Annotated in this window: 11 protein-coding genes; 7 read left to right on the forward strand and 4 right to left on the reverse strand. The window is 68.8% G+C overall.

What is annotated here, in order from left to right; translation table 11 throughout:
* The first annotated feature begins 113 nt into the window (after window positions 1-113).
* Complete coding sequence (locus MUN33_RS02120; protein ID WP_244803263.1) at window positions 114-2,645, forward strand: acyltransferase family protein; 2,532 nt, start codon at window positions 114-116, stop codon at window positions 2,643-2,645.
* Here the strand turns inward: MUN33_RS02120 and MUN33_RS02125 are convergent.
* The 3 genes from MUN33_RS02125 to MUN33_RS02135 all read right to left on the reverse strand — a co-directional run bounded on the left by MUN33_RS02125 (window position 2,639) and on the right by MUN33_RS02135 (window position 5,704).
* The gene (locus MUN33_RS02125; RefSeq protein WP_244803264.1) at window positions 2,639-3,343 is read right to left on the reverse strand and encodes a hypothetical protein; all 705 of its coding nucleotides are present in this window, start codon (window positions 3,341-3,343) and stop codon (window positions 2,639-2,641) included. The two genes, MUN33_RS02120 and MUN33_RS02125, sit on opposite strands and share 7 nt — an antisense overlap.
* Window positions 3,336-3,995 carry a class I SAM-dependent methyltransferase gene (locus MUN33_RS02130; RefSeq protein ID WP_244803265.1) on the reverse strand — a complete coding sequence of 220 codons (660 nt, stop codon included), beginning with the start codon at window positions 3,993-3,995 and terminating at the stop codon, window positions 3,336-3,338. Before MUN33_RS02130 ends, MUN33_RS02125 begins: the two co-directional genes overlap by 8 nt.
* Before the next feature lie 92 nt (window positions 3,996-4,087).
* On the reverse strand, window positions 4,088-5,704 hold the full coding sequence (locus MUN33_RS02135; protein WP_244803266.1) for a glycerol-3-phosphate dehydrogenase/oxidase: 1,617 nt from the start codon (window positions 5,702-5,704) through the stop codon (window positions 4,088-4,090).
* A gap of 119 nt (window positions 5,705-5,823) precedes the next feature.
* Here MUN33_RS02135 and MUN33_RS02140 point away from each other — a divergent pair, with 119 nt between their 5' ends.
* The 3 genes from MUN33_RS02140 (at window position 5,824) to MUN33_RS02150 (ending at window position 10,008) form a co-directional block, all read left to right on the forward strand.
* The gene (locus MUN33_RS02140) at window positions 5,824-7,275 is read left to right on the forward strand and encodes an ATP-binding protein (RefSeq protein ID WP_439647817.1); all 1,452 of its coding nucleotides are present in this window, start codon (window positions 5,824-5,826) and stop codon (window positions 7,273-7,275) included.
* A 124-nt stretch (window positions 7,276-7,399) separates the two neighbouring features.
* Window positions 7,400-9,055 (forward strand): FAD-binding oxidoreductase, encoded by a 1,656-nt coding sequence (locus tag MUN33_RS02145; protein ID WP_244803268.1) that lies wholly within the window; start codon window positions 7,400-7,402, stop codon window positions 9,053-9,055.
* Window positions 9,052-10,008: a diacylglycerol kinase gene (locus MUN33_RS02150; RefSeq protein ID WP_244803269.1), complete on the forward strand. Its 957-nt coding sequence runs from the start codon at window positions 9,052-9,054 to the stop codon at window positions 10,006-10,008. The genes MUN33_RS02145 and MUN33_RS02150 overlap by 4 nt, the downstream gene beginning before the upstream one ends.
* Before the next feature lie 13 nt (window positions 10,009-10,021).
* Here the strand turns inward: MUN33_RS02150 and MUN33_RS02155 are convergent, their stop codons facing one another.
* Window positions 10,022-10,258: a hypothetical protein gene (locus MUN33_RS02155; RefSeq protein ID WP_244803270.1), complete on the reverse strand. Its 237-nt coding sequence runs from the start codon at window positions 10,256-10,258 to the stop codon at window positions 10,022-10,024.
* A gap of 42 nt (window positions 10,259-10,300) precedes the next feature.
* Here MUN33_RS02155 and MUN33_RS02160 point away from each other — a divergent pair, with 42 nt between their 5' ends.
* From MUN33_RS02160 to MUN33_RS02170, 3 genes are all read left to right on the forward strand, one after another.
* Complete coding sequence (locus tag MUN33_RS02160; protein WP_244803271.1) at window positions 10,301-11,068, forward strand: SDR family oxidoreductase; 768 nt, start codon at window positions 10,301-10,303, stop codon at window positions 11,066-11,068.
* A 95-nt stretch (window positions 11,069-11,163) separates the two neighbouring features.
* Window positions 11,164-12,078, forward strand: coding sequence for a LysR family transcriptional regulator (locus MUN33_RS02165; RefSeq protein ID WP_244803272.1), 915 nt, complete (start codon window positions 11,164-11,166; stop codon window positions 12,076-12,078).
* A 132-nt stretch (window positions 12,079-12,210) separates the two neighbouring features.
* Window positions 12,211-13,289, forward strand: a 1,079-nt coding sequence (locus MUN33_RS02170; RefSeq protein WP_244803273.1) for a cbb3-type cytochrome c oxidase subunit I, incomplete at its 3' end; no start/stop codon positions are given.

Genomic DNA, 13,289 nt, shown 5'->3' on the forward strand with positions numbered 1-13,289 from the left:
CCGGTCAACCTCGTTCACCTGCACTGTCGCCCGGCAGGCGACACCCCCTGTAACGCTCCGGGCCCGCCATATGTTCTGAAACTAAGGTCCGGGGCGGTATGCTCTAGTGCGCCATGAACTCTTCCACCACGCAGCCAGGGACGAACAGAGCGTCCGCAGGACGTCCCCGGACGGCGCACCGCAGGGACATCGACGGGCTCCGGGGTCTGGCCATCGCGTTGGTCGTCGTCTTCCACGTCTTCGTCGGTCGAGTCTCCTCCGGTGTGGACGTGTTCCTCCTGGTCGGTGGAATCTTCTTCTTCGCCCCGCAGATCCGCAACGCCCTGAATCCGGCCGGGCTCACCGTCGTACAGTCGTTCCTGCGGATCTTCCGGCGTCTCTATCCCGCGCTCATCACGGTCGTCGGCGCGACGCTCGTCCTGGCGGTGCTGGTCTACGCCGAGGTCAGGTGGGTGAACGCGGGGACGGACGCCGCGTCGTCGCTGCTGTACGTCCAGAACTTCCACCTGGCCAGCGAAGGCCAGGAGTACACGGCGATCAACCGGGACGTCAGCCTGTACCAGCACATCTGGTCGATGTCGGTGCAGATGCAGATCTACCTCGGCTCGCTGCTGGCCATCGTCCTGCTCGCGACCCTGTTCCGTCGACGCAGCAAGGCCGGGGCCGCACTGCTGCACTGGCTGCTCGTGCTCGGAACGCTCGCCAGTTTCGGCTACGCCACCTGGCTGGGCCAGCATGACCAGGCGACGAACTACTATTCCCCGTTGTCCCGCTTCTGGGAGATCGGGCTGGGCGGGCTCTTCGGCATCTGGCTGCTGGGTATCGCCATCCCGCGGGCCATGCGGTGGGTGCGGTGGCCAGCGGGCCTCGTGGGGCTGACACTGATCGTCGTCACCGGCCTGTTCCTCGACGGGGCGGCCCAGTTCCCGGGGCCGTGGACCCTGGTGCCGTTGGCGGGCGCGATGCTGGTCATTTTCGCCGGGAACCCGGAGTCCACCGGTGGACTGTCGGAAGCGGCACCCGCCACCGGCGTCAGCCGGATGCTGAACAGCCGGTTCTTCCAGTTCCTCGGCCGGGTCTCCTACGGGCTCTACCTGTGGCACTGGCCGTTGCTGACGCTGGCGACCTTCTGGTTCTCCACGTCCACCGCTTCCCAGGCAGGTGGGCTCCGTGGTATCACCGCCAGTCTCGGAACGACCGAGGGGGCCGTCGTCGGCTGTGGAGTCATCGCCCTGTCACTGTTGCTGGCCTGGTTGACGCTGCGCCTGGTGGAGACCCCGCTACGGCAGAAGGCCAAGGCCCACCGCTCATGGGTCCTGTTCGACCGTGGTTACTGGCGGGCCTCCCTGCGTTCAAAGGGCAAGGTCGTCGCCACCCTGGTGATGGTGCTGGCCACTGGCGCAGTGTTCGCCTTCGGCCCCGTGGCACAGGCCCGGATCGACAACCGGGCCCGCGAACTCAGCGTGCAGGACGTCGACCCCACCGAGTACCCCGGGCCGAATGCCTTCCTGCAGGACGCCGATGTGCCCGACGGGCTCCCCGTTCTGCCGGACCCGTCGGACGATGCGCCGATGCTCGCCGACACGCTGAAGGACGGCTGCCTCGCCCACTTCGACCACACCGACCTGGTGATGACGAAGTGGTTCAACGAAGAGGACGAACCGTGTGTCTACGGCGACGTGGAGTCCGACCGCACCATGTACCTCGTCGGTGGCTCCCACTCCGAGCACTACCTGCCTGCGTTGGAACTCATCGCCAAGCAGCGCAATTTCAAGATCGTGCCGTTGCTGAAGCTCGGCTGCGTCATCGGCATGGACATCCCCAAGTGGGACGGTTCCGACTACCCGGAGTGCCGCGAGTGGCAGCAGAAGGCCGAGGACTACATCTTCGAGAACCCGCCGTCCGAGGGGATCTTCATGACGGTCACCCGCCCCACCACGATCGAGGGCGACGGGCCGGACCAGGTACCGCAGGAATACGTCGAGATGGTGCGTCGGCTCTCTGACGCGGGCATCCACACCTGGGGTGTGCGGGACACCCCGTGGGTCCTTGACGCGCCCGGTGTCCAGGGCAACGCGCGTCTCTGCGTCGCCGAGGACCGTGGCGAGGACTGCGGTGTGGATGAGGCGGAGTCGTTGGCACCGGTCAACCCCGCGCTCGCTGCCTACCGTGGCCTCGACCTGACGAATATCGACCTCACCGATGCGGTGTGCCGTGACGGCCGGTGCCCCGGTGTGGTCGGCAATGTACTGGTCTACCGGGACGCCCAGCACTTCACCAATCTCTTCGCCGCGATGCTGGCCCCGGAGCTCTCCCGCCAGATGTACGACCCGATGGCGGTGGAGGAGTCCCGCCGTGCGGCGGAGGAGGCGGCGGATGCCGCGCCCGCCGTCCCGGCCGGGGACGCACCGAAGGACGTCTTCCGCCTGCCGAAGCCGGGCGAGGACGCCGAGGGCGGGGAGGTGCCTGGAGCCCCGGACCCGGCAGAACCCCCGGCGCCGGTCGTGCCGGACCAGGGGTGGGTTGACCCCGGTTACGTCGACCCGGGTTACGGGTGGGTCGACCCCGGCTACGTGGACCCGGGGTACGGGTACGTGGACCCCGGTTACGTCGACCCGGGTTACGGGTACGCGCCGCCTTACTGACCCGGTGACCCGGGGTCGCTGGCGTCCATGAGGTCCTGGACGGTGGCGAACTCGTCCAGGCCGAGGCGCTCCAGCATTCCCTCGGAACCGTCTGACGGCCAGACCTCGGGTCCGGCGACCGGCAGGAAACCGAGGGCGTCACCTTCGGGCAGGCAGAAGATGACGGTGTCCATCGCCGTCAGGTTCAGCAGCGCGTCGCCCAGCAGGTCGGTGGGGAAGAGCGTCACGAGGATGACGTCGGCCGGCCCCTCGGCGCCGTCGGTGCCGCCGCCGGCGTGGTCCTCCCCGTCACCGTCGCCGTCCCCGTCACCGTTGCCGCCGGCGACCAGCGCGGGCAGCGACGTGCGGATCTCCGGGGAGGAACGAATGCCCTCCAGGTACGCCTGCGCGAGATTCTGGCGGTGGAGACGCTGGTTCGTGTCCTCGTCCTGCAATGACCGCACGTACATCGCCGGGGTGCTGTGCGGCAGCGCCTCCGGATCGGTCTCCTGCTCGACGGCCCATTCCGCGTAGCTGCGGATCGCCGGCTTCTCCTCGCCGGAGAGGAACTGCAGGTCCCGGGTGGCGGCGAACTTCGCCTCGGAGAGCTTCTGCGCGCCGCCGGTCATCGGGGCGTTGATGCCGTAGTAGGTCCACGGCGGGGCACTCGTGGGGTTGTGGCGGAACACGACCTGGGCCACGGAGGTGGGCTCACTCATCGTCGGCACCTCCCGTGGCGGCGAGCTGCAGCACCGCGACCATGAAGTCGCCGGCGCCGTCGTCGAAGGGGTGCAGTTCCCAGGACGAGAACCGCTGGACGGTGTGCAGGCCGGCCGCGGCGACGTCCTCGTCGAAGGCCTCGACGGAGCGTCCCCGGGACAGGCCGAAACCGACGACGAGGCGTCCCCCGGAAGCGAGGCGGGACGCCAGCACGCCGAGCGCTTGGCGGTGCGCGGCGTCCGGGATGAAGGCCAGGACGTTGCCGGCGGAGACGATGAGGTCGAAGGGGCCGACCGGCACGTCGTCGGAGGACGCCAGGTCACCGACGTTCCACTCGACACCGGATCCCGCGTAGCGGCCCCGGGCGTAGTCGACGAGCTGGGGGTCGATGTCGACGGCGGTGACGACGTGGCCACGGGCCGCCAGGCTCACGGCGACGCGCCCGGTCCCGGAACCGGCGTCGAGGATACGGGCGTGACGGGGGGCCATGGCGTCGACCAGGCGTGCTTCGCCGTCGATGTCCTTGCCCTCGTGCTCGAACCCCTCCCACCGGGCGATATAGCGCTGTGAGTGGTCGGGGTCGGCCCCGGTGACGGACGCCCAGGTGGTCGAGGTGGTTCCCGACGTGGGCCTGGGCTCGGGTACAGACATGGGCTGGATCGGACTCATGCCCACCAGTATGCCAGTACCCCGGTGGGGTGAGGGGACGTACGGCAGGCAGGGGGTTCTCCGCCCGGTCCCGCCTACCCGACCGCGTCGAGGATCTCCTGTGCGGTGGCCAGGCAGGCGTCGCGGTCGGCGTCGACCAGTCCGATGCGGGACCGCCGGTCGATGAGGTCCTCCACGGTGAGGGCCGCTTCGTGGGTGACATGCCACGCGAACTCCGCCCGGACGGTGTCGATGCCCGGCGCCACCGGCTCCAGGGGGCGGTCCACCGGGCAGGTGCGCAGGACCGCCGGTGCCTCGTGGCCGAAGCGTTCCACCATCGAGGCCGGTAGGCCGGCGAGGTCACTGGGGCGCACGTCCCGGACACCGGCGGAACCCGGTGCGCCGACCAGGGGGATGCCGGTGGTCAGGCAGGGGCCCGGTGTGGCACCGGTCTCGCGGAGCAGGTCGGCGACCAGGTCCACGGTCTGCTCCGCCATCAGCCGGTACTCGGTCAGCTTGCCGCCGGTGACGGTGACCAGGGTGGCGTCCTCGTCCTGCCCGGTGAGGATCACGTGGTCACGCGACAGGTCCGCGGTGGAGGTCGGTTCCCCGTCCGATGCCCCGTCGGTGAACTGCACCAGGGGGCGCAGTCCGGCGAACGCGCCGAGGACGTCGTCGGTGGTGAGGTCCACGGCCAACGCCTGGTTCACCACGTCGAGGATCCACTGCACGTCGGAGTCGGGGACGTCGGGGACGTCCGGGATGATGTCGGTACCGAGGTCCTCGTCGGTGATGCCGACGTAGCAGCGCCCGAGTTGCTGGGGGAGGATGAAGCAGAATCTGCTGGTGTGGCCGGGCACCGGCACGGTCAGCGCCCCGGTCGGGTTCCCGACGGCGGCGGAGTCGATGACCAGGTGCGTCCCGCGGGACGGGCGGACGGTGACCTGCGGGTCCAGCTGTCCCGCCCAGACTCCGGTGGCGTTGACCACCGCACCGGCGGAGACGGTGACCGGGGACGAGCCCTCGTCCAGGACGTCCTGCAGCACCACCGAGTGCCCGTGGGCCTCGACCGCACGGCAGTGGGTGACGACCCGGGCGCCGTACCCGGCGGCGGTGCGCACCAGGGCGGTGACCAGGCGGGCGTCGTCGATGAGCTGGCCGTCATGGTTGACGTAGCCGAAGCGCAGGTCGGAGGTGTCGACCGCGGGGCAGAGTTCGGCGACGCGTCGGCTGCTGACCGTCCGCGACGGTGGCAGGGTGGTCGAGGGCGTGCGCGCGGCGACGCGGAGGGCGTCGCCGGCGATGAAGCCGACGCGTGGGGCCGTCTTCTGCCCGCCGGTGTAGCGGTCCTGGACCGGGACGACCTGCGTGATCGCGCGGGTGAGGTGAGGGGCCGTGGTCCCCATGAGGATGCCGCGCTCCAGGGCGGACCGGCGCGCGATGCCGACGTTGCCGGTGGCGAGGTAGCGCAGTCCGCCATGGGCGAGCTTGGACGACCACCGCGAGGTGCCGAAGGCGATGTCGTGGGCGTCGACGATCAGGACGTCCAGCCCGCGGGTCGCCGCATCCAGGGCGATGCCGGCGCCGGTGACGCCGGCGCCGATGACGACGAGGTCGACGTGCGTCGTGCCGTCACCGCTGCGGAGGGCGTCGAGTTCGCGGGCGCGACGGGCGGCGTTGAGGCGGGTGGCGTCGGTGTTGAGGTGCGGCATGGTCCCGAGCATATGCGTGGGGCGTGACGCGAGGGGATGAATCCGACGTACCACCTGTCTTACCACCCTACTTAGTAGGTGGTAAGACAGGTGGTAAGTCGGGTGGTAAGTTGAGTGGTATGCAGCGAGATGAGTTGGCCGACATCCTCAATGACCTGCGGATCGTCGGTAGTGACGACCGCCGTGTCGAAGTGAAGAGCGGTGTCGGGAAGTCCATCCGGGACACGTTGAGCGCCTTCTCCAACGGTGACGGGGGCATACTCGTCGTCGGACTGTCCGAGCAGGACGACTTCGCCCCCGTCCCCGACTTCAACGCGGTGACCGCCCGGGACCAGCTGCTCTCCCGGTGCGACGAGATGACGCCGGTCGTGCGTCCCGACATCGACATCCTTCCGGTGCCGGGTGGGCCGGAATCTGCGCAGGTGCTGGTCGCGGAGATCCCCGAACTGCAACCGCGGGAGAAGCCCTGTCACATCACGGCGGCGGGTCAGTACCAGGGTAGCTTCCTGCGTTCCGGCGACGGGGATGTCCGTCTCCGCCACTACGAGATCGACCGGCTTCTCGAGGAGCGGTCCCAGCCGCAGTGGGACGAGGAGCCCGTGGAGGGCGCTACCCGGGACGACCTGCTGGGTGAGGTGGTCGAGGCGTACCTCGAGGGACAGCGGTCACGCAGTCCGCGAGCATTCCGGCAGGGGGAGGAGACGGCGCTTCGCCGACTGGGGATCATCCGCGACGGACGGCCCACCCTCGCGGCTCTGTTGGCTGTCGGGGACTTCCCCCAGGAGTACTTTCCACGGCTCACGGTGTCCTTCTCGGTCTTCCCTGGGTCGACGAAGGGGGAGGTGGGTGAAGGCATCCGGCTGGTGGACAGTGCCACCTGCTCCGGACCGATTCCCGAACAGGTGGACGACGTGGTGTCACTGGTCGCGAGAAACATGAGGACGGCCGGGGTCGTCGAGGGGGTCCACCGCAGGGACCTTCCGGACTATCCGCTTCCCGCGGTGCGCGAGGCGGTGGTCAACGCGCTGATGCACCGCGACTACTCGCCGTCGGCACGAGGTGCCCAGGTACAGGTCAACATGTACGTCGACCGACTGGAGGTGGTCAGTCCCGGTGGTCTCTACGGTGCCGTGACCGTCCGCAGCCTGGAGGACCCCGAGGTCAGCTCCAGCAGGAACCAGCGGCTCTCGGCCCTGTTGGAGAACATCTCCTTCCCCGGCGGCGGTGCTGTCGCGGAGAACCGGGGGACCGGGTTCAGCGTGATGCGTACCGAACTGGAGAAGGCGTTGATGCCTCCCGTGGAGGTGCGGGACGACCTCACCCGGTTCACCGTGATATTCCGGCGTCGCAGGGTCGCTGACGGGGAGCGCCACCGTACGGCGAAGGACGCGGTCCGTGAGATGCTGGCGAAGCGCGAGAGTGTCAGCGCGGCCGAGGTCGTCGCCGCCACCGGGCTGAGTCGTAGTGCCGTGCAGAAAGCACTGAGCGACCTCATCGGGCACGGTGAGGTGGAGAGGACCGAACCGGAGCGCAGCCCGCGCCAGCGGTACCGGACTTACCACCCTACTTAGTAGGTGGTAAGACAGGTGGTAAGACAGGTGGTAAGTCGGGTGGTAAGTCAGGTGGGGGGACGGGGCGTGTCCGAAGTGCCTGTTTTGCCTCCCGAATGTGGTGCCACCGGGTATCTTGCCAACCATGAACACTGTGAGCTCGGTCCCTGTGCCCCCGATGAAGTTCAACCTGTGGGGCACCGTCGACGAGGCGAAGCCGTTGGGCGACTCCACCCGCTCCATGCTCGGCACGCTGATGGGTGTACGGGAGGACCCGTCCGCCACCGCGGCGAAGGACGTGCCCGTCACGGCGGTGACGTTGAGCCCGGTGCGGTTGGGGGAGGACGACCTGCAGGCGTTCGCCCGCATCGTCGGCGAGGCGCACGTGTCGGTCGACGACGACCAGCGGGCTCCCCGCGCCCGCGGAAAATCCTCACTGGACCTGCTGGAATGGCGTGCCGGGGCAGCGCACGTGGTGTCCGCGCCGGACGCCGTCCTCGCGCCGGGGACCGACGCGGAGGTGCTCGCGGTGCTGGAGTTCTGCTCGGCGGAGGGTATCGCCGTGGTGCCGTTCGGCGGCGGGACGTCCGTCGTCGGCGGCCTGACGCCGGCGGACACCGACGGGGAACGGACGTTCCGCGCCGTGGTCAGCCTGGATCTGGCCCGTTTCGACGAGCTCACGGACGTGGACTCCGAGTCCGGCCTGGCCACGCTCGGGGCCGGACTGACCGGTCCGGCGGCCGAGCTGCTGCTCGCCGACCACGGCCTGCAGATCGGCCACTACCCGCAGTCCTTCCCCTACGCCACCATCGGCGGCTACGCGGTGACCCGCTCCTCCGGGCAGAACTCCGCCGGATACGGCCGGTTCGACGACATGGTCCGTGAGCTCACCCTGGTCACCCCGGCCGGTGTGATGACCGTCGGCCACGCCTCCCCGGCCTCCGCCGCCGGGCCGGACCTGCGGGAACTGGTGATGGGCTCGGAGGGGGCCTTCGGCGTGGTCACCCGGGTGCGGCTGCGTGTCCACCCGGTACCGCAGGTCAAGCGCTACGAGGCCTTCACCTTCCCGGACTTCGCCACGGGTGTGGCCGCCCTGCGCGCCGTGAAACAGACCGGGACCGGGCCGACGGTGATCCGTCTGTCCGACGAGATCGAGTCCTCGATCAACTTGTCCTCCGGTGACAAGGCCGGCGAGTCCACGGCCCCGCCCGGCTGCATGTGCATCACCATGTACGAGGGGACCGAGGCGCACGCGGCCTCCCGGCACACGGAGACCCGCGAGCTGCTGCTCTCCCTGGGGGCGACGAGCGTGGGTGAGGAGCCGGCGCGGCACTGGGAACAGGGACGGTTCAACGCCCCGGTGCTGCGGGACTCCCTGCTGGACTCCGGTGCGCTGTGCGAGACGCTGGAGACCTGCACCGACTGGTCGAACGTTCCCCGGTTGAAGAAGGCGGTCGGCGAGGCGCTGGCGGACACCCTGAACTCCTCGGGCACCATGGCGCTGATCATGTGCCACGTGTCCCACGTCTACGCCGAGGGCTGCTCGTTGTACTTCACTGTCGTCGCCGCGCAGAAGGGTGACCCGGTGGCACAGTGGCGTCGGGCGAAGACCGCGGTGACCCGTGCCCTCACCGAGAACGGGGGGACGGTCACCCACCACCACGCCGTCGGTGCGGACCACCGCCCGTTCATGGCCGCCGAGATCGGGGAACTCGGGCTCGAGGTCCTGCGTGCGGTGAAGAACCGGCTCGACCCCGCCGGCGTCATGAACCCCGGCACGCTGATCGGAGCAGGAGCATGAGCAACGACTACGAGGTCGGGCACGTCGACCTGACGCGGATCGCCCTGCTGACCAACCCCCACGCGGGGAAGGGGGGCGCGGGTGCGGCCGCGGAGATCGCCCGGGACCGGTTCGCCGACCACGGCATCGACGTGGTCAGTATCCAGGGGGCCACCCCTGAAGGCGCCCGGGAACTGGCCGGGCGCATGGTCGCCGAGGACGGCATCGACGCGTTGGTGGTGTGCGGCGGCGACGGCCTGATCAACCTCGCCCTGCAGGAGCAGGCGGGGTCGGGCATGCCGCTGGGCATCATCCCCGCAGGCACCGGCAACGACCACGCCCGCGAGTACGGGATCCCGACGCACCCGCGCCGGGCGGCGGACGTCGTCGCCCGGGGTTTCACGACGACGACGGATCTCGGGTTGATGCGCAACGACGCCGGGGACGAGCACTGGTTCGGCACCATCGCCTGCGCCGGGTTCGACTCGCTGGTCTCCGACCGGACCAACCGCATCAGCTGGCCGAAGGGGCAGATGCGCTACAACATCGCCATCGTCGCGGAGTTCCTCAACTTCCACTCGATCCCCACCCGGCTGGTGCTCGACCCCGGGACGGACGGGGAGACGGTGGTGGAGGAGAACATGACGCTGGTGGCCATGGGCAACACCAGGAGCTACGGCGGGGGGATGTACATCTGCCCCGACGCCGACCACCATGACGGGATCCTGGACATCACCGTGCTGGAGCGCATGGGGCGGGTGAAGGCGGCGACGAAGTTCGTGAAGATCTTCGACGGCAGCTTCGTCGAGGAGCAGGGGGTGCACACCTACCGTGCGAAGAAGGTGCGCATCGAGATGACAGACCGTGGCGGCCAGCACATCAACGGCTACGCCGACGGCGACATGTTCGCGCCGTTGCCGATGGAGGTCGAGGTCGTGCCGGGGGCGGGAAAGTACCTGGTGCCGCGGCCGTAGGAGGCGGGGCCGCTCAGTGCCCGGTGGGTACCCCGGCGGCGACCTTCGCGGCGTCGATGCCGTTGGTGCGGGTCAACACCGGTGGGACGGAGGCAGCGGTCGGTGCGCTCGGTGCAGTCGCCGGACCGGCGGTGGCGCCCGACTTCTTCCCGCTGGACCCGGTGAGTTTCCGGATCACCGCCGCGGCGACGACCGGGTGGTCGATCTGTGCGCGGGTCACGCGGGCGTTGAGCATGCTGGGGAGCTTCATACCCGCTGATTCTATGCCACCGGACGCGCTAGTCTCGGGCTTATGACAAACAAGACAGACAGTTCAGCCAGTTCAGCGCGCCGTCTCGCCGTCGTCACCGGGGCCTCCGCCGGCATCGGTGAGGCCACCGCCGTCGCCCTCGCCGCCGACGGGTGGGACGTCGTCCTCGCCGCGCGTCGTCCGGAGAAGCTCCGGGAGGTCGCCGGACGCATCGCCCGCGACACCCCGGAGGCCGCCACCCACGTGGTCCAGGTCGACGTCACCGATCGGGGCAGCGTAGACGCGTTGGCGGCGGCGGTCCACGACCTCGGGGGACTCGACCTTCTGGTCAACAACGCCGGCGGGGCCCGTGGCCTGGACCCGGTGCTCGACGGGGACGTCGAGGACTGGCGGTGGATGTACGAGGCGAACGTCATCGGTACCCTGCAGGTCACCCAGGCGTTGTTCGGTGAACTGACCCGGACGGAGGCACCGCAGGTGATCAACGTCGTGTCCATCGCCGGCCGGGGCGCCTACCGTGGCGGGGCCGGGTACAACGCCGCGAAGTTCGGGGAGACCGCCCTGACCGACGTGATGCGGATGGAGTTCGCGGAGCAGGGTGTGCGGGTCTGCCAGATCGACCCGGGGCGGGTGGCCACGGACTTCAGCCTCAACCGGTTCAAGGGTGACGTCGAGCGTGCCGAGCAGGTGTACGACGGCGTCCTGAACCTGTCGGCGCAGGACATCGCCGAGACGGTCCGGTGGGTGGCGGGCCGTCCGGCACACATGGACGTCGACACCGTGATGATCCGTCCGACCGACCAGGCCTGAGGTCTCCGCCACCGGGGGTACGGTTATGCACCCATATGTGGTGTTTATGGACAACCTTTTATGGTGCAGGTCAGCGGCATTATGATAAAAACATCATGAATGCCAGACTCACACTCGAATCCCTGCGCTACGCCGACGCGGTGGCGGACACGGGATCGTTCAGCTCGGCCGCGCGTCGCTTCGGAGTCACTCAACCGGCACTGTCCATCAGCATCGCGAAGCTCGAGGAGCACCTGGGTGGCAGGATCTTCCTCCGTAACCCCCGGGGCACCTCGCCGACGGCGTTCGGCGCGGCGGTGCTCCCGCGCATCAAGCAGATCATCACCGACGTCGCCCGGATGGAGACCGAGGCGGTGTCCTTCGCCTCCAGCCGTTCCGGTACCGTGCGGGTCGGGGTCTCCCCGAAGATCGACAAGGCGATCGTCGGAGAGCTCAAGGACGCCGTCCACGGCCCGGAGGCCCTGGCGAGCGGCCACGGTCTGGTGCTGCTTGAGGCGGAACTCGAGCCACTGGAGGAGTTCCTGCAGGCCGGGAGTCTCGACATGATCATCGTCCCGGCGCTCGGCTCGCTGCCGGGGTACACCCACCGGCTGATCGACTCCGACTACCTCGTGCTGGTCGAACCGATGGACGACGACACCCCCGCGACCGTCCCCGTGGACGAGCTCGCCGACCGTGAGCTGATCCTGTGCCGTCACGGGTGCGGGATCACCCGGATGGTCTCCGACATGTTCGCCGAGTCCGGGCACCGGATGCGACGGTCGGAGATGGAGGTGACCCACTGCAGCGCCCTGCCGGGGTGGGCCGACAAGGGGATGGGCTCGGTGATCCTGCCGGAGCGCCACGTCTTGGACGGCATGCCCTCGCGTCGTATCGCCCGGGAGGACGGCACGCTGGTGGAGATGTTCTACGAACTGGTGTGGGACCCGGGTGCAGCCAGCGCGGTGTACCTGGACTCGCTGGCGGAGCACCTCACCGGGGTGTCGCCCTGGGCGCATAAGAGCAAGTGATTACCCCATAACCTTATCGCTCTCACCAGCTGAAACGTCCCGAACCTATAGTCAGGCTACCGACACCGAGTGACGGAACCGGCCGACCAGCGGGCCCGGGTCCGCCACCGCCGCTTCAGGAGGTTTGGACCGTTGACTGCCGTTGCCCCACCCGAGAAAGACCGCACCCCTCACCTCCGGCCGGAGGCCCGGCCCCACGGCGGGCGCTCCCTCAAGGGGGGCCACGCATGGACGCTGCTGACCACGACCGACCACAAGCAGCTCGGCATCATGTACCTGGTGACAGGCTTCCTGTTCTTCTTCGTCGGCGGCCTGATGGCCCTGCTGATCCGCGTGGAGCTCTTCCACCCGGGTTTGCAGTTCCTGTCGAATGAGCAGTTCAACCAGCTGTTCACCATGCACGGCACCATCATGCTGCTGTTGTTCGGCACCCCGGTGGTCTGGGGTTTCGCCAACTACATCATGCCGCTGCAGATCGGTGCACCGGACGTGGCCTTCCCCCGGCTGAACGCCTTCGGCTTCTGGCTGACCACCTGGGGCGGCATCATCATGCTCACCGGCTTCCTCACCCCCGGTGGCGCGGCGGACTTCGGCTGGACGATGTACATGCCGCTGGCGGACGCCATCCACTCGCCCGGTGTGGGCTCGCAGTTGTGGATCGTCGGTGTCGGTGTCGGCGGCGTCGGCAGCATCCTCGCCGGCGTCAACATGATCACCACGATCCTGTGCCTGCGTGCGCCCGGTATGACGATGTTCCGCATGCCGGTGTTCACCTGGAACATCCTGGTGATGTCCCTGCTGGTGCTGCTGATCTTCCCGCTGCTGACCGCGGCCGCACTCGGTGTGCTCTACGACCGCCTGCTCGGCGGCCATATCTACGACCCGGCCAACGGTGGCGCGATCCTGTGGCAGCACCTGTTCTGGTTCTTCGGCCACCCCGAGGTCTACGTCCTGGCCCTGCCGTTCTTCGGCATCGTCTCCGAGATCTTCCCGGTGTTCTCCCGTAAGCCGATGTTCGGTTACGTCGGCCTGGTGTTCGCCACGCTGTCGATCGCGGCGCTGTCGCTGGCGGTGTGGGCGCACCACATGTTCGTCACCGGTGCGGTGCTGCTGCCGTTCTTCAGCTTCATGACCTTCCTGATCGCCGTGCCGACCGGCATGAAGTTCTTCAACTGGCTGGGCACGATGTGGAAGGGCCGGATCACCTTCGA

The organism is Corynebacterium kalidii (assembly GCF_022869005.1).
GTDB classification, from domain to species: Bacteria; Actinomycetota; Actinomycetes; order Mycobacteriales; family Mycobacteriaceae; genus Corynebacterium; species Corynebacterium kalidii.